23 protein-coding genes are annotated in these 24071 nt (G+C 56.1%); 10 read left to right on the forward strand and 13 right to left on the reverse strand.

Translation table 11 applies throughout. The features are described 5' to 3' along the window. Positions 1 to 30 precede the first annotated feature (30 nt). Together SynA1528_RS03040 and SynA1528_RS03045 are read right to left on the reverse strand one after the other, a co-directional pair. Complete coding sequence (locus SynA1528_RS03040; protein WP_186587637.1) at positions 31 to 2970, reverse strand: rhamnan synthesis F family protein; 2940 nt, start codon at positions 2968 to 2970, stop codon at positions 31 to 33. After that, on the reverse strand, positions 2967 to 3878 hold the full coding sequence (locus tag SynA1528_RS03045) for a hypothetical protein (RefSeq protein WP_186587638.1): 912 nt from the start codon (positions 3876 to 3878) through the stop codon (positions 2967 to 2969). Before SynA1528_RS03045 ends, SynA1528_RS03040 begins: the two co-directional genes overlap by 4 nt. 54 nt (positions 3879 to 3932) lie before the next feature. Here SynA1528_RS03045 and SynA1528_RS03050 point away from each other — a divergent pair, with 54 nt between their 5' ends. Both SynA1528_RS03050 and SynA1528_RS03055 read left to right on the forward strand, forming a co-directional pair. Then, complete coding sequence (locus SynA1528_RS03050) at positions 3933 to 5201, forward strand: hypothetical protein (RefSeq protein ID WP_186587639.1); 1269 nt, start codon at positions 3933 to 3935, stop codon at positions 5199 to 5201. Continuing rightward, positions 5188 to 6489 carry a sulfotransferase family protein gene (locus SynA1528_RS03055; RefSeq protein ID WP_186587640.1) on the forward strand — a complete coding sequence of 434 codons (1302 nt, stop codon included), beginning with the start codon at positions 5188 to 5190 and terminating at the stop codon, positions 6487 to 6489. The genes SynA1528_RS03050 and SynA1528_RS03055 overlap by 14 nt, the downstream gene beginning before the upstream one ends. Positions 6490 to 6516: 27 nt before the next feature. Here SynA1528_RS03055 and SynA1528_RS03060 read toward each other — a convergent pair whose 3' ends face one another. Genes SynA1528_RS03060 through SynA1528_RS03095 form a run of 8 tightly spaced genes read right to left on the reverse strand, consistent with a single transcriptional unit; the run spans position 6517 to position 13922 of the window. After that, entirely contained in the window at positions 6517 to 8895 is a 2379-nt protein-coding gene (locus SynA1528_RS03060; RefSeq protein WP_186587641.1) for a glycosyltransferase family 2 protein, read from the reverse strand. Further along, positions 8895 to 9962, reverse strand: coding sequence for a dTDP-glucose 4,6-dehydratase (gene rfbB / locus SynA1528_RS03065; RefSeq protein WP_186587642.1), 1068 nt, complete (start codon positions 9960 to 9962; stop codon positions 8895 to 8897). The genes SynA1528_RS03060 and rfbB overlap by 1 nt, the downstream gene beginning before the upstream one ends. A 5-nt stretch (positions 9963 to 9967) precedes the next feature. After that, complete coding sequence (rfbD, locus tag SynA1528_RS03070; protein WP_186587643.1) at positions 9968 to 10876, reverse strand: dTDP-4-dehydrorhamnose reductase; 909 nt, start codon at positions 10874 to 10876, stop codon at positions 9968 to 9970. Further along, on the reverse strand, positions 10876 to 11463 hold the full coding sequence (gene rfbC, locus SynA1528_RS03075; RefSeq protein ID WP_186587644.1) for a dTDP-4-dehydrorhamnose 3,5-epimerase: 588 nt from the start codon (positions 11461 to 11463) through the stop codon (positions 10876 to 10878). Before rfbC ends, rfbD begins: the two co-directional genes overlap by 1 nt. Next, on the reverse strand, positions 11453 to 12394 hold the full coding sequence (gene rfbA, locus SynA1528_RS03080) for a glucose-1-phosphate thymidylyltransferase RfbA (RefSeq protein ID WP_186587645.1): 942 nt from the start codon (positions 12392 to 12394) through the stop codon (positions 11453 to 11455). The genes rfbC and rfbA overlap by 11 nt, the downstream gene beginning before the upstream one ends. A 49-nt stretch (positions 12395 to 12443) precedes the next feature. After that, positions 12444 to 12965: a methyltransferase family protein gene (locus SynA1528_RS03085; protein ID WP_186587646.1), complete on the reverse strand. Its 522-nt coding sequence runs from the start codon at positions 12963 to 12965 to the stop codon at positions 12444 to 12446. 18 nt (positions 12966 to 12983) lie between these two features. Beyond that, positions 12984 to 13328, reverse strand: a complete 345-nt coding sequence (locus tag SynA1528_RS03090) for a glutamyl-tRNA amidotransferase (RefSeq protein WP_186587647.1) — start codon at positions 13326 to 13328, stop codon at positions 12984 to 12986. 33 nt (positions 13329 to 13361) lie between these two features. Next, positions 13362 to 13922, reverse strand: a complete 561-nt coding sequence (locus tag SynA1528_RS03095; RefSeq protein ID WP_186587648.1) for a 1,2-dihydroxy-3-keto-5-methylthiopentene dioxygenase — start codon at positions 13920 to 13922, stop codon at positions 13362 to 13364. A gap of 68 nt (positions 13923 to 13990) precedes the next feature. Between SynA1528_RS03095 and cobI the strand changes: the two genes are divergently transcribed. Beyond that, the gene (gene cobI / locus SynA1528_RS03100; RefSeq protein ID WP_186587649.1) at positions 13991 to 14701 is read left to right on the forward strand and encodes a precorrin-2 C(20)-methyltransferase; all 711 of its coding nucleotides are present in this window, start codon (positions 13991 to 13993) and stop codon (positions 14699 to 14701) included. A gap of 2 nt (positions 14702 to 14703) precedes the next feature. Here cobI and SynA1528_RS03105 read toward each other — a convergent pair whose 3' ends face one another. Both SynA1528_RS03105 and dusB read right to left on the reverse strand, forming a co-directional pair. Beyond that, positions 14704 to 16686, reverse strand: coding sequence for a glycosyltransferase family 2 protein (locus SynA1528_RS03105; RefSeq protein WP_286187880.1), 1983 nt, complete (start codon positions 16684 to 16686; stop codon positions 14704 to 14706). Then, positions 16683 to 17675 (reverse strand): tRNA dihydrouridine synthase DusB, encoded by a 993-nt coding sequence (dusB, locus tag SynA1528_RS03110; RefSeq protein WP_186587651.1) that lies wholly within the window; start codon positions 17673 to 17675, stop codon positions 16683 to 16685. Before dusB ends, SynA1528_RS03105 begins: the two co-directional genes overlap by 4 nt. 6 nt (positions 17676 to 17681) lie before the next feature. Between dusB and SynA1528_RS03115 the strand changes: the two genes are divergently transcribed. The 7 genes from SynA1528_RS03115 (at position 17682) to proC (ending at position 22891) form a co-directional block, all read left to right on the forward strand. Then, positions 17682 to 18149, forward strand: coding sequence for a DUF1823 family protein (locus SynA1528_RS03115; protein WP_186587652.1), 468 nt, complete (start codon positions 17682 to 17684; stop codon positions 18147 to 18149). 54 nt (positions 18150 to 18203) lie between these two features. After that, positions 18204 to 19571 carry a ribosome biogenesis GTPase Der gene (gene der / locus SynA1528_RS03120; protein ID WP_186587653.1) on the forward strand — a complete coding sequence of 456 codons (1368 nt, stop codon included), beginning with the start codon at positions 18204 to 18206 and terminating at the stop codon, positions 19569 to 19571. A 3-nt stretch (positions 19572 to 19574) separates the two neighbouring features. Next, on the forward strand, positions 19575 to 20453 hold the full coding sequence (locus SynA1528_RS03125) for a CbiQ family ECF transporter T component (RefSeq protein WP_186587654.1): 879 nt from the start codon (positions 19575 to 19577) through the stop codon (positions 20451 to 20453). A gap of 14 nt (positions 20454 to 20467) precedes the next feature. Next, positions 20468 to 20734, forward strand: a complete 267-nt coding sequence (locus SynA1528_RS03130) for a PipX family protein (RefSeq protein WP_186483207.1) — start codon at positions 20468 to 20470, stop codon at positions 20732 to 20734. A gap of 10 nt (positions 20735 to 20744) precedes the next feature. Then, complete coding sequence (locus SynA1528_RS03135) at positions 20745 to 21407, forward strand: YggS family pyridoxal phosphate-dependent enzyme (RefSeq protein ID WP_186587655.1); 663 nt, start codon at positions 20745 to 20747, stop codon at positions 21405 to 21407. Positions 21408 to 21500: 93 nt separating this feature from the next. Further along, positions 21501 to 22067 carry a cell division protein SepF gene (locus SynA1528_RS03140; protein ID WP_186587656.1) on the forward strand — a complete coding sequence of 189 codons (567 nt, stop codon included), beginning with the start codon at positions 21501 to 21503 and terminating at the stop codon, positions 22065 to 22067. 47 nt (positions 22068 to 22114) lie between these two features. Next, a complete protein-coding gene (proC, locus tag SynA1528_RS03145) occupies positions 22115 to 22891 on the forward strand; it encodes a pyrroline-5-carboxylate reductase (RefSeq protein ID WP_502707738.1) in 777 nt (258 codons plus the stop codon). A 1-nt stretch (position 22892) separates the two neighbouring features. Here the strand turns inward: proC and SynA1528_RS03150 are convergent, their stop codons facing one another. After that, on the reverse strand, positions 22893 to 24062 hold the full coding sequence (locus tag SynA1528_RS03150; RefSeq protein ID WP_186587658.1) for a glycosyltransferase family 4 protein: 1170 nt from the start codon (positions 24060 to 24062) through the stop codon (positions 22893 to 22895). Positions 24063 to 24071: the final 9 nt, after the last annotated feature.

Below are 24071 nucleotides of genomic sequence, written 5' to 3' on the forward strand. Positions count from 1 at the left end.
GTCTCTTCAGCTAAGTTGTATTTTTATTGTTCAATGATCTTCGCGCATTCGTTCTGTCTCCTCCAGATAATTTTCTATTTGTCCCGCCAACCGACGATTGCCGCGACGAATGGTTTCTTTCCAGTCTTTAATGTCTACACCATGAGGATTGTCTCGAAGCAAGCTAACCTTGATAAATGGGAAATCATGATTCTCAATGAGTGATTTCCATTCAGCATGTAGAATATTGCCGTTGGCATTTTTTGAGAAAAGGCTTTCAAGGGTCATCCCATTCTTCTTAAGGAGGATGGAGAGACCTACCTCATAGTTTTTGACGATGTTGCGTTTTTCATCCCAGCACATTATTTGCTCCCAAAACTGCCAGAATGCTGGGCAAGCAATAGCACGACTTTTAAACATTAGAAACGCAGATTGTAGATGCGGTTCATACATGAGGTTATCCGTTAAACCGATCACATCCGCTTGACTATTGGTAAGGCGATTCACAAGTCCAGTTAGGGGACGAATCGGACCCCAGAAACTGTCGTTGCTGAGCAATACAGATTGTCTTTGATTGATCAGATCGCGACAAAATCTTAGACCAGTCATCCAGCTCCCAAAGTCATACCCTTCATTACGTCGAATGATCAGACCATCACAAACATTCCTAAGAGCTGCTAAATCACGAGGGTGTTCCAACAATGATGGTGTCGCAGCAACGACTTGAACATAAAAATGACGTCTATACGTTCTTAAGAGATCAAGAATGTCAGAGCGGATTGGTTTGTCGTCATTGGATCCATATTGTGCGAATATAAGCGGTATGCGTTTGTCATTCTTTCTTAACGGACGCCTCCAGGTCAACAGCACTTCTTCTCGTGCTGGCCTGAGAGGGGCCACTTGTTTCAGGATTGGTTCGTATCTAGTCGAATGATGATGAAGGAGGGGGCTGGTTAATGGATCACCTTGTGCATAAATTGTTTTGTGCTTTAGGCGAAGTCGACCAGATTCTCGTTGATGTCTTGCCCAAGCAAATCCAACTTGATCTTTACCGCGACTAATTGACTCATAGTGAGTGATTGTTGCATGTGGCGTTACAACAATTCTCCCCCCTGCATCCCTGAGCCTGAGGCAAAGGTCGACATCATTGAAAACAACGGCGAGTTTTTCATCAAATCCACCCACAAAGTCAAACCACTCGGCTTTCACCATCAAGCAGGCTGCAGAGGCTGCGGAAAACTCCTCTTGTGTTCTGAGTGGCAAAAGGCTAGCAATCACCTCTTGCTCTTTAAGATGCTTACCAGGTTCGAGAACGCAACGACGCTCTCCAGGAATAATGACAACTCCTTGATGTTGGATGCTTCCATCGGGATAATTAAGTCTCGAACCGACGGCTACAGTTTTGGGATGTGCAAAGGGATCTAGAAGTACATCAAGAATACTTTCGGAGACGAACTCAATATCGTTGTTGAGAAAAAGTAGAAAATCTCCTTTGCACAACTGACGAGCTCTATTGTTTAGCCGCGAGTAATTGAATTCTTCATCGAGACGTGTGCATTGAATATTGTCTTCCTTGATAGCTTTTTTTATCCATTCTATTGTTGAATTGTCGGCACTCCCGTTGTCAATTAGAATGATCTCATAATTGCAGCTTTTCCCTGCATTTTGCTGAATTGATTTGACACATGTGCTTGTTAATTCCACTTGATCTCTAAATGGAATCAATATGGAAACCAACGATGATTCATCTGTTGGGCGTGACAAGTCATGGCATCCTGCCTGCAAGGGGTTGGGCTTGAGTCCTCCCTCTATTCCAAAATATTGTTTGGCATGCTGACTCTTGATACGATCTATCTCATCTAATTGCTTATCACTAAATGGGCATCGTTCACGGGGCCAGCCTTGTTCAGGCATTGAAGGATTCTTAGAACCTTGATGCTTTACAAGTGCCTGATGACAATGGGTAGTCTTGATCGGCTCGCGAGTGATCTGTAGCAGTACATCCAGACGCAATGCTTCAAGGCAGGTATAACTAGGAGCAAATGAACACTGCTTAAATAGAGAATAATCGAGCGTTAGAAGTCCTCCAATGCCTCCTCGAGTACACAGACGAATGGCTGATACTGAGCTTCGGTATTGCCGATGTTCGTATCCAAGTCCATCATTCCAAAGTTGGCGAACAATAATGTCATCGCAGGTCATCACAGTGTTCGTTTTCGCTTGTTGGAGATGTCCCGCTAAGGCATGTAGGGCTCCATTGGCCAAGATATCGCTGGCATGACAAATGCTGATCCACTCTGCAGAGTAATCTCGTAGCAGATTTGGCAAAGAATTCATATTTGCCAAAGAGCATGAAACCACATGCTCCCAACCACCTGTAACAGCTAAAGATTGTGCTCGATGTATTGTTCCATCAATCACTAAAAGAAGATACTTTGATGTTAAAACGCCGGGATTTATTGTGGGTAGCTTTGTTGGATGATATCGATCAAGCCCTGTCGCAACAGACTCTTGCCGACGGAAATGGTCCCACCCCTCAGTTGCGAGATGTTCGAGTAAAGAGATTTTATTAGCGCGGCTAATTTGTCTCTGTGTCTTGTTCAGGCCTGAGTCATAAGCTCCAATGGGAATGGGCGGTAGATCTCCGTAAAGAGAAAGATGACCATTTAAAATTTGATTAAGTGTCCCACTCATCAGTAACTCATCAATTGATGAGAGGTGCCGATGTTGAAGAAGTAAGGGGAGTTTTTGAATTCCATCCTCTGAAGGGTTCCATGTTGCTGGCTCCAACAGTAGGGAAATAGGTAAATATCGCGGATTAAGAAGATGAAAGTCTAAGTAATCATGCAGTCTCGCAAGATCTGTTTTAATTAAATTAAGATCTATACCGATACGCTTGAAGTGTTTGAGCTGCTTTTGTAAAGAGCTAATAGAGGTTTTTCCATTTCTCCAATCCTGAAAGGATTTTGCCCACCTGTCGTTTGGATTCATTGGGCTTTCCTGCTGACTAGCCTCAGAAGTTTTTGCAGGACCATTATGTAAAATTGTCTTTTCTTATCAGAGTTTTTGGTCTCCAATTGTCTACTTGACTGGCGCACATCAATTCCTGATTCTTGACTAGTTCTTTCATCATTGGCCCATCCAAGATTGTGCTCTTCTATATCTAGCTTGTTAGATAGCGATTGATTCGTCGAGGACTTTCTTAGTTCTTTGATTTCATCCAAAAGTAGTGCATTTTTAGTTTTTTGTTTCCTTAATAAATTTTTCAGCCGTTCATTATCCTTCATAAGGCTTTCATAGTCATTTTGGATCTGCGCTAATTGATTTACACTATTTCTAACTTCTTCAAAACTTGCTTCTCGGTCAAGGTTGACCTCCCACCAGTCCATCAGCACGAGATCAGTCAATGAGCTTTGAATCAACCTTTGTATATAGTTGCTGTCTGCTTCCAGACCAAATAAACAGGATTTAAGTTCTAGATTGAGGTAAATATCAATAATTCTTGGTTCTTTTTTCGCAATAGCTAGGGTTAGCAAGCTAGAAAGGGGCTTCAAGCTTGGGAAGTTATTACTTTTATCTAGCTGTGGATCCTCACCATTGCATAATCTTCTGATCGATGTAATGTCGAGCAGATCAAGACGCCAACTTGATGAAATATTTTTATATTTTAACGATAAAAGCGATAACTCTTCGTAATGCACGTGAATTTCATCGCATTTTGTTGCCGTACTTTCTTCCAGTCTTTTTTGTTCGAGCACTTGATTGGGTGCCGAATAAATTAATAATACATTTTGAGGTTCAATATCAGGATTGGCAGATGAAAGAGGTTTAAGTCCTGCTTTAGCTAGTTTGTCTTGTAGTGATGCACTAATATTTGATATCGAATACCAGTACTGCATTTGATTCCTGATTCTTACGCGCAGTCTATAATGCAGAACGCTCCTGAAGCTCACATGGCGTTCAGTCAATGCATGAGTGTATTAGTTGGCTGTCCCGCATCACCAACGCAGCTTCCTGATGGCCCTTGTTTGATTGTTGATGCTGAGTCAATTGATCAGAAAGATTTAATTGCTCAAAAGTTCTATTGTGCTCACTACCCCGAACCACCTGTCGACAATGTAGTACTGCTCAACCAGACAGTTATTTCAGAATTCGATCATCAGATTATTGATTGGAATATTTTCTCTGACAGTCGCTTCAATGGTCCTTCAACATTATCAGAGTTATCTGAACAATATCCAAACCTAAGATTAATTGAAAGCAGGAAGATTGAAGGTATCACCCTTTCTACTGTATTAACACATCAAAAAATTATTTCTGATCCACTTTCAACTTTTGAGCTTATTTTGTATGAAGGTGATCCGTTAGTTGCTCTTCAAAGTTTGAAGGAGTGGTTGGCCCGTTGCACTCGTATTTCTTTGCGTGGTTTAGTCACTAGCTCTAAATCTCGTGAGGCCGCTGAAGCATTTTTGGGGGCATCTGGCTTTTGCAAATCGTCGGTTGATTCTTGTGTATGGACTCCTGAGCTTGAGATATCGTCACTTCATCTGTCCATAATTAGATGTGGTTTGTTGGCTTTATTTAATGCCGATATCTATCGAGAGCTATTTCCTCAGACGAAGGAAATGACAGATGTTGAACTGATTGACCACTGGTTATCACAGCCTAGTTTTAGAGAAATTGCCAAGGAGATGGAAAAGAGTATCCATAATCCATTAGACAGAGATGGACTTTTGGCACTATTTAATGCCGATATCTATCGAGAGCTATTTCCTCAGACGAAGGAAATGACAGATGCAGAACTTATTGACCACTGGTTATCACAGCCTAATTTTAGTGATGTATCTAAATTGATAAATGATGCTATTCAACGTAATCCAAATCAGCTCTCTGAATTGACAGACCAAGATCCCTCACTTCAGTTGTTGCAGCATATTTTCCCTTTTGAGTTATATCGATCTCAGAGGCCAGATCTCCTACAAATATCCAACAGAGAGTTGATCAATCACTATTGGCAAAATGGGCAATATGAGGGGATTGATCTCTCAGAGTCAAATGTCAAAAATATTCTCGATAGAGATCAATCGTTGCAAGTCGACCGACTAACTTCTCGTGTTCATGAACTAGAGCATCTTTTATCGTGCGCGAACGCACAGATTAGTGCTATGCAAAAGTTGATTATTGGTTCACGAGATTCTGGAGCCATCAATGAACAAGACTGATCAGATACTTGCCTGTCGCGTCTTGGCGGATGATTATTTGTCCGGAAGATGGCAGAAAATTATCAAGCCAGTCTGTTCTTTGAACGATACAGCAACATGTGATAATTCTTCCACGCTTAGTGACTTCGTGCGACTTCTTGCCAGTCTAGTTCCTGCAGAAATCCTGAAGGAGGATTGGAAGCCTGCTTTATTGTCACATCGCACCTCTTTTACTGAGGCACGTCTTCGCTACTGCGCAACTCATTTACTTTGTGCTTGTAATAATCTTGCGTGCAGAAACGATCAACAATATCGCTATAAACTTCACCTCTTTTGCATTAGCTTGGGTAAATTACTAAAATCTGATGATGATTTTATACTCATTGCTGATGTGTTTTCATTCCCCGACTCTCTCGTATCACTGAGTCAAAGTATTCGTATATTTTATTCGGCTTACAGTCGTCGTTTGCGTGAGTCATTCCCTCAACAGATGACGGTTGTTTTAGGGATGCATCGTAGTGGAACCTCTGCTTTAACTGGATTACTTGGTAACTTAGGCATTGCAGGACCTACGGATGCATTAGGTGCCACGGAAAATAATCTGTTGGGCTATTGGGAATCTACTTCTTTAGTCACTTCTTCTGATCGTTTTTTGGCTTCTCAAAATAGCCATTGGTCTACTCTTTATCGTTGGTCTCTTGGGTGGTGGAAATCAGCGGCAGCTCTAGACTGGATCGATTCTTATTGGCATGATTTGCAAAATGCCTATAATACGAAGGAACACTTCGTCTTGAAAGATCCACGCCTTTGTATTTTGATCGAGGGTATGACCCCATGCTTAGTTGATTCTCTACTGCAGTTGGATTTTTTGTTGATATTACGCTCTCCTGTTGAGGTTGTTATTTCTTTGTGTAAGGCGGAAGAAATTTCTCCATACGACGCTCTTAACTTGTGGATCGGATCAGTCTTACGCGCTGAATGTACCTCACGTCCTTATTCACGCAATATTCTCACGTACTACCAACTGATGAATAGGCCTCAATCTATTTTGGATTCTTTTGGACTGAACTGGAATCAAAGCTTTATGGAATCGACGCTTGATCAGGCAAAATCCTTTTTAAGGCCATCATTGTATCGAACCAAGATTGATAACGTAAGGGAACCATTTGTGGCAACAAATCCTGAGTTGACTAGTCTTTTGGAGCTGGCTGAAGAGATCTTTGATTGTTTTCAACATGCTACCCCAGACATTGCTAGTATCTCAGAGAGATTAAATTATCAGTGGGTTGAAATCTTGGCAGGTCGTTAGCAAATGTTTCCGTAAATGATTTTTAGCTTAATATCGCTGATAGTAATCTTTCATCTTCCTGAAACTGGATCTAATTTCAATTCCTTTCTTGATGCTTTCTGGGGAAGTGCTGACGCTAAAATTTTCACGGATCTTTGTTAGGTTTGGATTGTAAAACAAATCACTTGGTAGTTCTTTGATGTTTTGAATGTCGTATTGATTCAGCATGAAGTTTATTTCTTTCCTGAACCTTTCTTGCTTTTCGGGAGAGTCCTCGGCTCCTCGCGATATTGATTCGTGGTGAAACAGCTCAGCGTATGGCGTGAAAATATTCCGATATCCTCTTGCGTGAACTCTCATGCAGAAGTCGACATCATTAAATGCGATTGTGAGGTCTTGTTCATTTAGTCCGCCGACGTTATTGAAAATTTCTCTGCGAATTGCGAGGCATGCTGCAGTTACTGCTGTCATCTGTTGTACATATTGAAGTCTGTCGACATAACCAGGACTATCTTCCGGAAAGTATTTATGGGCATGACCGGCGACTTGGCCAATTCCAATAATTACACCTCCATGCTGAATAGTCCCATTCGAATAGTATAACTTTGCGCCGACACAACCAACGTCTGGCCTTGAAGTGTGGGAAACAAGTTCTTGGAGCCATTCGCCAGTGATAACCTCAACATCGTTATTGACCAAAGCAATGATATCTGCCCTTGATTTGCTGACGGCATAGTTGTTGATGGCTGAAAAGTTGAATTTTTTGTTATACTTGATTATATTTATTTTTTCACCATGTTTTCTTTTCAGTTTTTTGAATAGATTCTTTGTCTCGACCTCTGCGCTCTGGTTGTCTACAATTGTGATTGTATAGTTCGTATATGTCGTCTTGGTGATGATTGAATCAACTGCCAGATTTAATACCTCTGCTTGATCTCGAGTGGGGATGATGAGTTCCACAGATGGTGGCTTTTCTGGTATGTGCCACTCGCAGGTGAATCGGTTCCTTGCCTTGATGCGGGCTGTTGCCTTAATGCCGCCACGTCGATGCTGCTCGTCCAGGTAGTGCTGAACTGCTCTGTGTCCGCTTTCAGTTGTGTAATCCTTGCTGTTTGGGTTGCTGGCGGTTGATCCAGAATGTGCTCGCCAGTGGTACAAGACTCTGGGGATGTGAATAATTTGGTCCGGGGAAGATTCCAGGACAGTCCTGAGCGCAAGATCGTGATCTTGGCTTCCCTCGAAGCCAACCCGGAAGCCACCAATTTGTTTGAGGATCTCTCTTCTGTAAACACCCAAGTGTGAAATAAAGTTATAAGACAAGAGTAGATCTATGTTGAAGGCTGGCTTGAAGTGTGGGCATGAACGTATTCCATCATCGTTGACTTTGTCTTCATCGCTATAGATTAAATTTGCTTGCGGCTTTTTTTGCAACTCACGTGCCACCCAGTAAAGAGCATTGTCTGCAAGGATATCGTCGTGATCGAGTAATGCTACGTATTCTCCTGTCGCCAGACTAAGTGCGTCATTGCTGGCTTCACATATGTGGCCATTCTTTTCGCGAAAGATAAGTTTAATTCTAGGGTCTATCGCTTGATAGCTCTTGAGGGTTGTCTTGACGCTCACTGTGCTGGAGCAGTCATCGCAGATGCAGAGTTCCCAGTTGGGATAGCTTTGACGGCATACGCTTTCGATGCATTTGCGAAGGTGGTTGCTGTTGGTGTTGTAGGTAGGAATAATAATGCTGATAAGTGGGGCGTCTTTATTTAGGTCAAGCCATTCCCTAATTTGCTCTTCCGTGTGGTCGAGCTCTGGTTCGATTTCTTTTAAGTAGCGATTGTATTGGTCATCTGCTCCTTGCTGGGTTTGATTGTTGATAGGTTTTTTGGGCCAAGACTGATGCCTGATCTGGGATGATCGATAGATCTGTTCTGTTCGCCATGCAATTTCTTTTTTTGTCGAGTAGGCCTCCCCCTCGATGACATTGTCGTTTGCCTTGGGCTTCCTTGATGTCCATTGTCTTAAAATATCTACAAACGTATCTTCGGTTGTAGGCAATAGTGAAATAGTCGCATTGATTGCTCCGGGAGTATTGACTGGTTTGATCTTGACTCTGCTCCTTTGCAGGACGACGATTGGAAGTACAAGGCACGGTTCTGATCTTGTGCCTTGGATCGGCACTGTGAATGTTCTTGCCAGCAATTTGTTGGGACCAACCGGCTCTATGGAAACGGAGCAAAGTGTTGGCTGCTCTTCGGAATTAATTGATAGTCGAAGTAAGTAGTACCCTTTCGCGATGCCTTTGCGTGTTTCGAAGTAACAATTTGCATGTTCGGCGTAGTATTTCCCGTCGCCAAGTAGTCGTATGTTGTTTCTAACCCAATCCTGCCGATGGCATCTGTCTTTTCTGGTTTCTTGTGTTTGTTCCACTACGTTTTCTTTTCGGCATAGTGTGTGATGTACCACTGCACTGTTTTCGCGATGGCTTCATTGAAATCATGCCGTGGTTTCCACCCCAGCTCGGTTTCAATTCTTGCTGGATCAATGGCGTATCGCCTGTCATGTCCAGGCCGATCAGTCACCAGTTGAATTAATTGCTTATGCGGATTGCGCGTCGGAAGTAGCTGATCCAACTGGCTACAGATGCATTCCACGACCTCGCGATTGGTTCGTTCTCCATAGCCGCCGACGCAGTAACTGCGGCCTGATGCTCCCTTGCAAGCGGCCAGGAGCAGGGCATCGACGTGGTCTTCCACGTACAACCAGTCTCTGACGTTCAATCCATCGCCATACAAGGGGATTGGCTCTCCTGCAGCAGCCTTCAACGTCACGACGGGAATCAACTTTTCGGGGAATTGCCAAGGTCCGTAGTTGTTGGAGCAATTCGTCAGCACCACTGGCAATCCGTACGTGTGGTGCCAGGCGCTCACCAGATGGTCACTGGCCGCCTTGCTGCTCGAATATGGACTTCGCGGGTCGTAGGGGGTGGTTTCGCAGAAACGACCTTCCTCGCCCAGGGAGCCAAAGACTTCATCGGTGCTGATGTGATGCAGTCGGAAGTTCTCTTGGCGCTCTCCGCTCAAGCCCTCGACATGCTCCCGTACCGCTTGCAGCAGGTTGTACGTCCCCGTCACGTTGCTCTCGATGAACACACCAGGGCCCGCAATCGAGCGGTCCACATGACTTTCCGCCGCAAGGTGCATCACCAGATCGGGATCCGCTGCCTGCACCGCGTCTCGGACCGCCTTGGCGTCAGCAAGGTCCACCTGTTGCAGCACATGTCGTTGGGCAGCTCCATCACCAAGCTCAGTCAGCACCTCCTCGATCGAGGTGAGATCGCTGGCGTAGCCCATCTTGTCGAGATTGAACACCATGGCGTCGCTCTCGCGCAGCAGGCGCCGCACCACGGCTCCGCCAATAAATCCAGCCCCTCCTGTCACGAGCACCCGCCGGCGGGATCCCAGCAGCTCAGCAGCCGTCGGCATGGTGTTGGTCATCGCAATCACGAGCTGGTGGGGATGGCCCGCAGCACATCTCTGAGAGCTGCCCGCCAGGACTGCGCCTCAAGATTCAGCGCCGCGCGGCTTCCCTGGCAATCCAGCAGGGAATAAGCGGGACGGGTGGCTGGGGTTGGGTAGTCGGCGGTGCTGATCGGATTCACCGTGGCGGCTTTCTCCAGCAGACCAAGGTCCATTGCCAACTCACCCACTGCTACGGAGACGTCATACCAGCTGGCGGCGCCGCCATCACACCAATGCATGACAGGGGGGAGTACTACTTCTTTACAGCTGGTGGTGATCACCGTCCAGCAAGCCGTCGCCAGGTTCAACGTGCTGCTCGGGCAGCCCACCTGATCGGCCACCACCCCTAACTGCTCTCTCTCCCGATGCAGCCGCAACATGGTGAGGGCAAAGTTTTTGCCCACTGGACCCATCACCCAGCTGGTGCGCAGCACCACACCTTGGTCACTTGCCCCAAGCAGCTCTTCCACCGCCTCCTCTCCGCTGGCCTTGCTGGCGCCATAGACCCCTAGAGGATCGCGCTTCTGATCGACCCGATAAGGGGACCCCTGCTGACCGTTGAAGACAAAGTCGGTGCTCAGCTGCAGCATCCGGCCGCCGTACTCCTCGATGGCGTCTGCAAAGGCGCGGGGTGCGGCTCCATTCACGGCATGGGCCAGCTCTGGCTCCGCTTCCGCTTTGTCCACCGCGGTGTACGCACCGGCATTCAGAACCCAGTCGGGGCGGTGCTCCTCCACCGCCTTGCTGCAGGCCATGGCATCGGCCAGATCGAGGGCCAACAATCCATCCCCTCCACTGCGGCTGCTGGGCAGCAGCTCAATCCCATCCGGGGTCGCTTCGATCAACGCCTGGCCCAGCTGGCCGGCAGCACCGGTGAGCAACACCTTCATCAGAATATATCTCCAGTTGCCGTGGCTTGATCCAGGCTGGCGGCGTCTCCATCCTTGCCCGACAGGTTCACCTCAGTTCCTGCCAGCTGATCCAAGGGCCAGGCGATGCCGATGGTGGCGTCGTTCCAGCGGATGGCCCGCTCGCAATCCTTGTTCCAGAAGCCGCGCGCCTTGTACTGCACTTCAGCCACAGCGCTGAGGGTCAGAAAGCCGTGGGCAAAGCCCTCCGGCACCCAGAGCTGCTGCTTGTTCTCTGCACTCAAATGGGCACCCACCCACTGCCCGAATGTGGTGGAACCCCGGCGGATGTCCACCGCCACATCAAAGATCTCTCCGATGCTGGCCCGCACCAACTTGGCCTGCGGTTCCGGCGAGAGTTGGTAATGCAGACCGCGCAGCACCCCTTGTGCGGAGCGGGAGTGGTTGTCCTGGGAGAACACCACCGCTTCATCCACGGCCTCATCAAATTTGCGTTGGTTCCAGCTTTCAAAAAACCAGCCCCGCTCATCGCCAAAGGCCTTGGGGCTGATCAGCAGGGGGCCTTCAATGGTGGCCCCTTGAGGGCTCTGCAGTTGCTCAACCTGCATGGGTCGGCACCTCCAGACTGCTCTGCAACGCGGCGTGATCGCTGATGCTTTCCTCCAGCAGCTGCAGCAAATAGGTGCCGTAGCCGCTCTTCTTGAGGGGCTGTGCCAGTCGTTCCAATTGCGAAGCATTGATCCAACCCTGGCGCCAGGCCACCTCCTCCGGGCAACCCACCTTCAGGCCCTGACGGTGTTCCAGCGTGCGGATATAGCCACCGGCATCGTTAAGGGAGTCGCAGGTGCCGGTGTCCAGCCAGGCCATCCCTCGACCCATCAATTCCACCCTGAGCAGGCCGTCATCCAGGTACATCTGGTTGAGATCGGTGATCTCCAGCTCCCCACGGGCTGAGGGTTTTACCTGGCGGGCCCGTTCCACGACGGAAGAGTCATAGAAGTAGAGGCCGGTCACGGCGTAGCGACTCTTGGGCTGCTGGGGCTTCTCCTCAATGCTCAGCACTCTCCCCTCCGCATCGAATTCAGCCACGCCATAGCGCTCCGGATCGCTGACGGGATAGGCAAACACCGTTGCGCCTTCCTCCCGGCCATCGCTGCTCACCAGCTGTGGCACCAGATCGTGACCGTGGAACAGGTTGTCCCCCAACACCAGGGCAGCCGATGCCCCATCCAGGAATTCAGCGCCGATCAGGAAGGCCTGCGCCAACCCATCCGGGCTGGGCTGAATGGCGTATTCGATCGTCATTCCCCAGCGGCTGCCGTCGCCCAGCAGGCGCTGGAAGGCCTCCTGATCGTGGGGGGTGGTGATGATCAACACCTCACGGATTCCCGCCAGCATCAACGTGCTCAGCGGGTAGTAGATCATCGGCTTGTCGTACACCGGCAGCAGCTGTTTGCTCACCGCCTGGGTGATCGGATGCAGCCGCGTGCCACTGCCTCCGGCCAGGATGATTCCCTTACGGCGCGAAGGATGAGGCACGAGATCTCAAAAAGTTGGCGATATTTCAGCACAGGCGCACCTCCTGCACTCAATCACGCCAGTCGAGCCAGGGGAGCCCAGGGGCAATGGCCGGGGTTGTGGAGCGGTACGTCGCGTAGTCCGGATGGAGCTGGAGCAAGGACCGTTCCTCCCGGCGGGCTTTCCCCCCCAGCACGACCACCAGCCCCAGCAGCAGCAGTAGATGCAGCAGGCTGCCGAAGGCCAGCACCACCCCGAGGGAACACAGCAGCACGGCCTGGTACATCGGGTGCCGGCAGCGTTGATAAGGCCCCTGGCAGATCAGGCGGTTTCCCTGCTTGGCCGCCGGCAACGGAGACAGGCTGCTGCCGAGGGCGGCAAAGGCTTGGGCTGCTACGACCAAGCCGCTCAACAGCAGCAGCACGCCGACGATGAAAAGGGGACGGGGCCAGATCTCCAACCCCCAGGCGGCAGCTGTTGGCCAGGGCGGCAGCAGGTGTGCCGTGATCATCACCAGCTGGGCCAGCAGCCACCATTCGCCGCGGCGGTTATCGAGCCAGCCCCCCCAGCTCAGTCCCCAACCTGAAAACATCACCTGACTACTCCTTCCCTAAAGCTCATCCTGAACCAGTTGACGCGCGGTTTCGTCATCCAGTGAGCTCAGGTCGCAGCTGTCCGTCAGCTCGGTACCCAACAGATCGGCTGCCTTGCGGACCTGGGGGTTCTCCAGCACAGCAGCGCTGATGGCCATTTCTTTCAGGGCAATGGCGGTGGCTTGCTCGGCCTGTTGTTGGGACAACTGACCACGGCGCACCAGGCATTCGCCATTGGCCAGAGAGCCTGCGGCAAAGGCGCGGATGCTGCGGGCCAGTTCCAGCCGCGCCACTTTGCGGATGGTCTCCGGTGACATGGATTTCGCAGCCGCGGTTGGCGCCATCAGGGCCAGCCCTGTCATCAGCAGTCTGATCAGAACGATGCCAACCATGGTTTAGTCGAGGCGCGGAAAGCGATCGGCGATGGAGTCTCCCGTGAAGGTCGCGACCCAGCCCTCGCTGTTGTTGAAAAAGCGCAGGGCACAGAACGATGGGGTTGGTCCCATGTCGAACCAGTGGCGCGTCCCGGCCGGGACGCTGATCAGGTTGCCGCGCTCACACAGCGTCACCAGCACCTCCTGGCCGATGTGCATTGAGAACAGCCCCTGACCCTCCACGAAGAAGCGCACCTCGTCCTCGGCATGGGTGTGCTCCGCCAGGAATTTGCTGCGCAGGGCGACGCGCTCCGGATGGTCTGGCGTCATTCGGATGGCATCCACCGTTTGATAACCACCCTCCTTCTGGACCCTGGCCACCTCCGTGGCGTAGGTCGCCAGGATTGCGCTCTGGTCCGCGTCCGGGGGCAGGGCATGGGCCGCAGGCCACTGCTCAAAACCGACACCCCGTTCATCGAGTGCAGCCTGGATCGAGGCCGGGTCGTTGCAGACCAGATTCGGCAGAGGGAGGCCGCTGCCGCGGTCATCGCCATGGTCTGGAAAGATGCTGAGACGACTCATCGCCGGGCTCCCGGAGGACCGTTCCGCTGTCCATCATCAACCCGTCCGTTGCCGCTGGCCTCACGCTGGTGGGGGTTGGCCCCGGCGACCCTGAACTGTTGACGCTGGCGGCGGTGCACGCGATCGAACAGGCCGATGTGGTGGCCACACCGCTGGCCCGCGAGGGGGGCGCCAGCATGGCCGCAGCCATTGCCTCCCGGTACATCGCTCCGCAGCAACGGCTGCTGCCCTTGTCGTTTCCCATGGTGGCGGCGGCGGCACCCCGGCAACAGGCCTGGCACCGGGCGGCCGATGCCGTCGCTGCTGAAGTTAGCGCTGGAAGGTCGGTGGCGTTGCTCTGCGAGGGGGATGCATCCCTGTTCGCCACCGGCAGCTACGTGCTGCTGGCGTTGCAGCAGCGTCATCCTGATTGCCCCATTCGCGTGATTCCTGGGATCACAGCCATCTCCGCAGCGGCAGCAGCGGCGACCTGGCCTCTCGCCCTGCAGCAGGACCAGTTGCTGGTGCTGCCTTGTCCCGAGACAGCTGATGCCCTGACCGGTCTGCTCGAGACGGCCGCAGAGCAGTCCAGGGTGCTGGCCCTGATGAAGCTGGGTCACCGATGGTCCTGGGTTCGCCCGTTGCTGGAGCGCCGGAGCCTGCTCAGCGCGGCGTTGTTCGCGGAGCGGGTGGGCTGGCCGGATCAGGTCGTTCGCCCTGCTGGCGACATGGAGGCGAGTGAACGCCCCTACTTTTCGCTGCTGCTGGTGCGTCAGGGCTGGCCTGACGTGCTGCCCTGAACTCAGGGTTGTCGTGGGACGAGGCAGCGGTTGAAGGGTGCAGGAGCCGAGCCCCCCAGCAGCAACCGTTTCAGCAGCATCAGCAGCCCCATCAACTCCCGCCGGGGCAGCCGTTCCGGCCAGATCCCATCGCGGCAGAACAACCAGCGGATGAGGCTGTGCTGCTGCCGCTGGCTGAGGTTTCCCCAGCTCAGGGCCGCACGGCGCGGTTGGGTCTGCAGCAGCACCACCGGCAGGGGCTCAACGTCAGACGTCCATTGCAATTGACTGCTGGCGACGATGGGCGGCACCCCTTTGGCGAAAGCCAGCTCCACACCGCTCTCGCTGATGGCGGTGATCCGGCATTTGTGGCGATGGCCTCCGGCATCGGTGAGCTCGGCGGGCTGATCCAGGCTGAGCCAGGGGGAGGGATCGCTCTGGGGGGGATCCCAGCAGGCGCGAAGGGCCACCAGGGTCCCGAGCAGATTGAGCACGGCCCAGACCAGTCCCAGTTGAAGCAGCCCGAGTCCTCCCCAGCCCGTCTGCATCAGCTGCAGGAGGAGGCCCAGCAGATTCACCAGGTTGAGCAGGCTGAGCAGGATCAGGGGCAGCGCCAGAAACCAGGCCCAGCCGCCCTGGGATCGCCGGCGATGCTTGGGGGTGACCCGGAAACCCATCGAAGCTCCGAACACGTGGCTGATCAGGGTCAACACCAGTGGAACGGTGAGCACCCAGCCGGTCAGTTCGGTGAGCAGGGCGGAGCGGCTGCTGCGGTTCAGCCAGCCGATGCTGAGCAGCACCGTTCCCCACAACGGCAGCATCAGCTCGATGATCGCTCGTTCGTTTAACAGGATCGGTGTGATGCCAAGCAGTCCATAGCTCAGCGGCATCAGCATCAGCACCAGCCTTGGCAGGTTGCTCAGCCAGTGGATGACGCCCTCGAGGTAGGCCAACCGTTGGCCCAGGCGGAGGCCACGGGCCTGCAGCGGACCCTGGGGCAAGCGCAGGCTCTGCAGGGTGCCGTTGGCCCACCTTTGCCGCTGCTGAACGAAGTCCGCCATGGATTCCGCGGCCAGTCCAGCGCTGAGCTTCTGCTGCAGATAAAGCAATCTCCAGCCCTGCTCGCGTAGGGCGATGCCGGTGACGTAGTCCTCCGACAGGGCCGACTCCACGAAGCCACCCACCTGATCCAGGGCGCGTCGGCGCACCACAAACGCGGTGCCGGCGCAGACCACAGCCCCCCAGCTGTCCCGCACCGGTTCGATCCAGCGGTAGAAGCTCTCCTCATCCGGCAGCAGCCACGATTCCATCCGCAGGTTGCGCATCACCGGATCGGCATTAATGAACGACTGCGGTGTCTGCAGCAGGGCCACGTCGGGCTCCAGCAGAAAACCGATGCTGCGCTCCAGGAAGCGGCGCTGGGGGATGAAGTCCGCATCGAACACCGCCACCAACTCGCCATCACAGCGGCTCAGTCCGGCGTTGAGGTTGCCCGCCTTGGCGTGTCGACGCTCGGGACGGTGCAGGTAGCGACAGCCCAGTCGCCTGGCCAGCTGTCTCACCTCCTCACGGCCGGCGTCATCCAGGACCCAGACGCTGGTGTTGGGATAGCTCTGCTGCGTGCAGCCCAGAAGCGAGCGTTGCAATACCGCCAGCGGCTCACCGCAGGTGGGTACCAGGATGTCCACATGGGGTCTCCAGCTCGAGGTCTGCCAGTCCTGATGGCGACGGTCGGCTTCCTGGCGACGGTCGGGGAAGCGGCGCCAGGCCAGCCATAGCGGCAGCAGGCCGGTGATCAGCAGCCAGCCCTCCGCCAGCAGCAACACACCACTGAGTCCCGTAGAGACAGGGCTGTCGAGATTGAGGCTGGCGGTGCAGCGCCAGTGCAGGTAGCGAACGGTGAGTCCGCTGATCAACAGGATCAGGCTGCGTCGGGCCCAGAGCGGAGAATCCGCTTCCGGTCGCTGGATCAACGCCAGCGGCCAGAGCAGCAGCAACAGGCTCACTCCAGGGCCAGGCGTTGGGTGTCCAGTAACGCTAGGGCGTCCTCTGGGGTTGGCGCGCGCATGAGGGCATGGCGCAACCGCGGAGCTCCGGGGAAGCCTGTGCAGGTCCATCCCATGTGCTTCCTGGCGATCAACAGTCCGTGGTCACCTCGGGCCTCCACCAGGGCCTGCAGCTGCTCCCGGGCCAGGGCCAGGCGGGCCGCGGGGCCAGGGGTGGCAGGGACCGGCAGGCCCTTGAGCGCTGCATCGATCTGCCCCACCAGCCAGGGGGCTCCCATGGTTCCTCGGCCCACCATGACGCCGTCGGCGCCGGTCTCGGCCAGGCAGCGCTGAGCATCCTCAGGTGTGTTGATGTCTCCGTTGGCGATCACGGGGATGGTGAGGGACCGTTTGACGGCAGCGATGGCTGCCCAGTCCGCCTTGCCCTTGAACCCCTGCTCACGGGTCCGGCCATGCAGGGTGAGCAACTGTGCGCCGGCATCCTGAAGTTGCTGGCACCAGGTCTGAGGGTCGGCGTCACTGCCGCACCACCCCAGCCTTGTTTTCACAGTGACCGGCAGGCTGACGGCCCCGGCCACGGCTTCGATGATCCTGCTGGCGAGATCGGGATCGCGGATCAGCCCGGATCCACCTCCCTTGCGGGCGATCTTGCGCACCGGGCAGCCCATGTTGATGTCGATCAGGAAGGCCCCGGCGACTTCTGCTCTGCGGGCCGCCTCCGCCATGGCCTGCAGGCGGTGATCAAACAGCTGCACACCGATGGGCCCCTGCTCATCGCCGAGCTCCTCCACCTTGCCCCGGCCGAAGCCCAGCTCAAGGCTGGTGGCATTCACCATCTCGGTGAACAGCAGGGCATCCGGTGCCCAGCGGCGCACCAGATTCCGGAACACCCTGTCGCTGACACCGGCCAGGGGGGACTGCAGCACGCGGCAATTCAGCCGCCGCGCTGTGCCGGATCCCGAAAGCTGCAGCGGGAGGGTTGCAAGCATGGGCCCATGCTGCCGACTCATGTGACCGATCTCTGGCCCCTCAGCCGGGCATTGCTCCTGCAGATCCTTGAGGACCGTTGCAGCGACCGCTTCGTCTGTGAGCGGATCTGGGAGCGTCTGGGTTACGTCGACTCAGACGGCGTCTGGCGCGCTGGTTCCAAGACACCCAGCGACTGGGTGGAGGCCTTCCCTGAGGGGCCGCAGCTGATTGCTGAACGGCCGGCCTTGGTGCGTCTGACCCGATCGATCCCGAAGCAGCACAAGCAGCTGCTGAAGCAGCAACTGAAGTTTCAGGGTTACCGCATCGGTGAGCTCTATCCGCGACGGACCCGCCGCGCCACCGCCGTGAGCTGGTTGCTGGCCTGGCTGGCCCAGCAGGAGATGCCCCTTCCGGAGCAGGGGCCCCTGGCTCCCGAGCTGCCGGTGCCCTCCGATCCGGTCGCCGGACATCCCGGCGACCTGCCAGTGGCGTGAACCTTGCCGTGTCAGCGGGTCTGTAGGGTCAAGGATTGATCGGAGTCCCGCCCCTTGGCGCGTCCTGTCGTCGCGATCATCGGACGCCCCAATGTCGGCAAGTCGACTCTGGTGAATCGTCTCTGCCGCAGTCGCGAGGCGATTGTGCATGACGAGCCCGGTGTCACCCGCGACCGGACGTATCAGGACGGCTACTGGGGCGACCGTGAGTTCAAGGTGGTCGACACCGGTGGTCTGGTGTTCGATGACGACAGTGAATTTCTGCCGGAGATCCGCGAGCAGGCGGCTCTGGCCATGGAGGAAGCCAGCGTCGCGGTGGTGATCGTCGATGGCCAGCAGGGCATCACGGCCGCGGATCAATCCATTGCGGAGTTCCTGCGCAGTCGACCCTGTCCGACGCTGCTGGCGGTCAACAAGTGCGAGTCGCCGGAGCAGGGTCTGGCGATGGCGGCTGAATTCTGGAGCCTTGGACTGGGAGAGCCCCATCCGATCTCCGCCATCCATGGCGTCGGCACCGGGGATCTGCTGGATCAGGTGCTGACCTTTCTCCCCCCCAAAGACCAGGAGGGTGATGAGGAGGAGCCGATCCAGATGGCGATCATCGGACGACCGAACGTCGGCAAATCCAGCCTGCTCAATGCCATCTGTGGTGAGCAACGGGCGATTGTGAGCCCCATCCGCGGCACCACCCGGGACACCATTGACACCAACATCGTTCGCGAGAACCGTCCCTGGAGGTTGGTGGACACCGCGGGGATCCGACGCCGCCGGAGCGTCAATTACGGGCCTGAATTCTTCGGCATCAACCGCAGCTTCAAAGCGATTGATCGCAGTGACGTCTGCGTGCTGGTGATCGATGCCCTCGATGGCGTCACCGAACAGGATCAGCGACTGGCGGGGCGGATCGAGGAGGACGGTCGAGCCTGTGTGGTGGTGGTGAACAAATGGGATGCGGTGGAGAAGGACAGCCACACCATGACCGCCATGGAGAAGGAACTCCGCGCCAAGCTGTATTTCCTCGACTGGGCACCGATGCTGTTCACCTCGGCCCTCACCGGTCAGCGGGTGGACAGCATCTTCGCTTTGGCGTCCCTGGCGGTGGAGCAGCACCGCCGGCGCGTCAGCACCTCAGTGGTGAACGAAGTGCTCAAGGAGGCCCTGAGCTGGCGCAGTCCCCCCACCACCCGCGGTGGACGTCAGGGGCGTCTGTACTACGGCACCCAGGTGGCCAGCCGGCCCCCCAGCTTCACGCTGTTCGTCAACGACCCGAAGCTCTTCGGTGACACCTACCGCCGTTATGTCGAGCGTCAGATCCGGGAGGGGCTGGGGTTCGACGGCACTCCGGTGAAGCTGTACTGGCGTGGAAAGCAGCAGCGCGATGCCGAACGGGACATGGTGCGGCAGCAGAACCGTCAGAGCTGACCCATGGACTGGCTGCGGCAGATCCCGATGGGGCAGTTCGTCGACGGGCGTGAGGGCTGGCTGCGTCGACTGGATGCCCGTCTGAAGCTGGCGTGGTCTCTGGTGTTTCTGCTTACGCCTGTGCTGGCGGGGCCGTTGTGGCGTGTTGCGCTGGTGCTGGGTCTGCTCCTTCTCACCCTGAGCTGTGGCATGCCCAGCAGGATCTGGTGGCGTTCCCTGCTGGTGCTGACACTCCTGGCGTTGGCGGTCGGCACCCTGTCGATGTTGTTGCCGGCCGCTGATCCGGCAGCGGCCCTGGGGTTGCGCGATCCCCAGGAGCTGCCGGATGCCCTGTCCCAGGGACCGTCCTGGGTGGTGTTTGAGCTGGGTCCGCTCTCGGTGGACCGGGCTTCGCTGCTGCTGGGACTGCGGACATCAACGCTGATCTTCACGGTGATCCACAGCATCAACCTGGTGCTGATCAGCACCCCGCCTGAAGACCTGGTGTGGGCCCTGAGTTGGTGGTTTGCCCCCCTGAGCCGTCTCGGTCTGCCGATGGAGCGGTTGGGGTTTCAGTTGTTGTTGGCCCTGCGTTTTCTTCCGCTGGTGCAGGAGGAACTGCAGAATCTGCTGCGATCCCTGGCCAGTCGAGCCGTCAACCTGCGCCGATTGGGGTTCAAGGCATCCTTCGGGCTGGTGCTGGCGGTGGGGGAACGGTTGCTGGCCAACATCCTCCTGCGGGCGGAACAGGGAGCCGATGCTCTGGTGGCCCGCGGCGGCATGGTGTCGGGCCCTGCCGGCTTTCGACTGCCGGAGGAGCAGCCGGCTCCGCTGCTGAATGCACTGGCTGTGCTGAGTCTCTTGGCTGTTCTGGGTCTGAGGACTCGGTACGGTGCTATGTGATGGAGGCTGCATCCATGGCTGCCGAGCGTTACCTCAACCACCCCACCTTCGGAATGCTGTATCGGGTGGCACCGGCCGGTGAAGGTCGGGACATCTACGCCACGCTGTACGCCCAGCGCATGTTTTTCCTGGTGACGTTGCAACCCCGTGGGGCGCAGTTCGAGGTGATTCCCTACGGCGATGCCCGTCACCATGCTGATGTCAATCTGCAGCGCTGCCAGCGCGCCGGCTCTGAAGAGCTCGAGAACTGGCGGCAGTTGTTTGATCAAACCTTCATCTGACGGTTGAGCCTTGTCAGGCCCTCTCTTCGATCGCTGGTCCGCTCTCAAGGCGGAGCTTCCGGCCACGGCTCGGCTGCTGGCTGTGAGCAAAGGTCACCCTGCCGAGGCGATCCGCGAGCTGGCGGAAAGCGGCCAGCGGCACTTCGGTGAGAGTCGCGTGCAGGAGGCGCTTCCCAAGCAGGACCAGTTGGCCGATCTGTCGTTGAGTTGGCATTTCATCGGCCGGTTGCAGAGCAACAAGGTGCGATCGGTGGTGCGTGCTTTTCCGGTGATTCATTCGGTGGACTCTCTGCCTCTGGCGCAACGGGTGTCGCGGATTGCCGGCGAGGAAGAGCAACGGCCGGAGGTGCTGCTGCAGGTGAAGCTCAGGCCCGATACCAACAAAGGGGGCTTCCTGCGGGATGAGTTGCTGTCGGCCTGGCCAGAGCTGGCTGCTTTGCCATCGATGACGGTCGTCGGCCTGATGACCATGGCCCCGATGGGCTGCGAGGCCGACGATCGACAGGCCTTGTTCCAAGAGTGTCGCGAGCTCGCCGATCAGCTGGAGCTGGGGGAGTGCTCGATGGGCATGAGTGGCGACTGGCGTGAGGCGGCCGCGGCGGGCAGCACCTGGCTGCGGCTTGGTTCCGTGCTCTTTGGCCCACGGCCGTCTGCATCACCACCAGCTGGATGACTTGCTGAGAGCTCTCTGAAACGTTATTCAAGGACAGGGCGGTCCTGATGCGAGGACTTCCCCCTTACGTCTCAGCCCGAAAGGAGTTTCAAGGTGTCGCTGATTTCCCGCCTGCGTGCCGTCGTCGCTGGTGACGACTATCTCGATGGCGATCTTGATGATCTGGTCTATGACGATGATCAACCCGAACAGGATCAGCGGGCCAGCCAGGCCGATGGTGGCGCCTTGGCCACCATCGGTGACAGTAATCCCTTCGATTTGGGAGACAACTTTTCAGGCTCCAATGTGATCGGCATGCCGGGCATCAGCACCGCAGCTGCCGAAGTGAATCTGATGGAGCCCCGCAGCTTCGACGAAATGCCCCGGGCGATTCAGGCCCTGCGTGAGCGCAAAACCGTCATCCTCAACCTGACGATGATGGAGCCGGATCAGGCCCAGCGCGCTGTGGATTTCGTTGCTGGTGGCACCTTCGCCATCGATGGTCACCAGGAACGGGTCGGTGAAAGCATCTTCCTGTTCGCCCCCAGCTGCGTCACCGTGACCAACACCAGTCATGACGAGGCGTCCACTCCAACGGTGGTCAACCGTGAGACGGAGGTGGAGCCACAACAGGAAGCAGCGGCGGCTCCCTCTCCCGCCTGGGGCGCCACAGCCCTTTGAGTCCGAGTCCATTGGTTCCTTTCCTCGGTGTGATCGGCCTGGGCCGCATGGCCCAGGCCCTGGTGGAACCACTGCTGAACAGCGGGTCGTTTTCTGCTGATCAGGTGCATGCGGTGGTGGGCTCCGCCGCCACGGCCCAGCGTTTGGCTCAGGGGACCTTCGAGGCCGTGTCGATTCACCCCTCTGGCTGTTCTGAGGCCTTGCAGGTCTGGTCGGCTCCCGTGCAGTTGCTGGCCGTCAAGCCGCAGCAGATTGATGGGATCGCCGCCGCCGCACCCGACGTTGCCAATCACCCCCTGCTGGTGTCGGTTCTGGCCGGCGTCAGTCTTGATCGTCTGCAGCGCCTGTTCCCAGGCCATCGGGTGGTGCGCGCGGTGCCGAACACTCCAGCCCTAGTGGGGGAGGGGCTCACGGCCCTCGCCTGGGGAGAGGCAATCAGCTCTGAGCAACGCCTGAAGGTGCGCGAGTTGTTTGCCGGTGTCAGCGAGGTGCTGGAGCTGCCTGAAGCGAAGCTCGATGCCTTTCTCGCCCTCACCTCCTCCGGCCCAGCGTTTGTGGCCCTCATGGCTGAAGCGATGGCGGATGGTGCTGTGGCGGCCGGTCTGCCGCGTGATCTGGCCCATCGTCTGGCTCACCGCACCCTGGCCGGGACGGCCGCGTTGTTGGATCAACGTCAGCTGCACCCTGCCACGTTGAAGGACATGGTGACGTCTCCAGGCGGCACCACCATTGCGGGAGTGCGTGCTCTTGAACAGTCGGGAGCCCGCTCCGCCTTCATGGAGGCCGTCATCGCCGCTGCCGAGCGCAGCCGGGAGCTCGCTTAACTCAGGCGGCCCGTTGGTCGGAGCTGACCAGGGACCCGTAGAGCGCTTCGATGGCGTCGATGTTGCGGCTGATGGTGTAGCGCTCGAGGGCACGCTGACGGGCCCGTCGCCCCAGTTCCGCAGTGAGCACCGGCTGATCCCGCAGCACCGGTAACAGGGTGCGCAGCTGCGTGGTGACCCCCTGGGTGCTCAGAACGATCCCGGCTCCACCCTCCAAGGCCTCGCCATCCGCACCGGCATCGGTGGCCACGCAGGCGGTGCCGCTGGCCATCGCTTCCAGCAGCGCCAGGGATAACCCCTCAACGAGGCTGGGCAGAACGAAGACCTCGGCGCATTGCAGCAGCGCCACACGGGTGTCCAGATCGGGTTCATAGCCCCACCACAGCACCTCACCATTGCCGAACTGATTCATCAGTCCGCTACTGAGGGGGCCATCGCCGACGATCACCAGTCGGCATCCGGTTGGTGAGGTGAGTCGCCAGGCCCGCAATAGCGCTTCGACGTTTTTCTCGGTGGCCAGCCGTCCCATGTACAGGAAGATCCGCTGGGATCCCAGCCGTTCGCGCACGCGTTTGAGGGTCAGGTTGCTGGTGCCATGGGTGGCAGGGGCCCAGCGTTCCGTATCCACGCCATTGGGAATGACCACCAGGCGCTGCTCCGGCACACCGAGTCGGACCAGTACATCAGCCTGCAGCTGGGAGAACACGATCACCCGGTCGTAGCGCGCCAGGGCGGGGGCATACAGCTGATATGTGAGCTGCTGGGTACCGGCGGTGATGTTGCGCAGCCCCGCATCAAAAGGGGGGTGAAAAGTGGCCACCAGTGGCACGCCGAGCTGCTGGCAGAGCTCCGGCAGGCGGAAGTCAAGGGGTGAGAGGGTGAGGCTGGCGTGGACGATGTCCGGCTTCAGCCGCTCCAGGGAGTCCCTCAGCTCCCGCTGCGCCCCCGGTGAGGGGATCGTGTAAACCTGCGATTTGACCAGATACGGCAGGCTGACGTCCGGGTCATTGGCCAGCAATGACGTTCCGCCGCTCTCGGGATTGCGAGGATTGTCGAAATGGATGAAGTGCGTCTGATGCCCCCGCTGACGCAAGGCCTCGGTGGTGCTGAGGCCGTAGGAGACGTTCCCGCAGAACGGTGTTTTCTTCCCCAGCCAGGCGATCTGCACCAAGCGCGACTG

It is taken from the genome of Synechococcus sp. A15-28 (assembly GCF_014280175.1).
In the GTDB taxonomy this organism is placed as follows: domain Bacteria; phylum Cyanobacteriota; class Cyanobacteriia; order PCC-6307; family Cyanobiaceae; genus Parasynechococcus.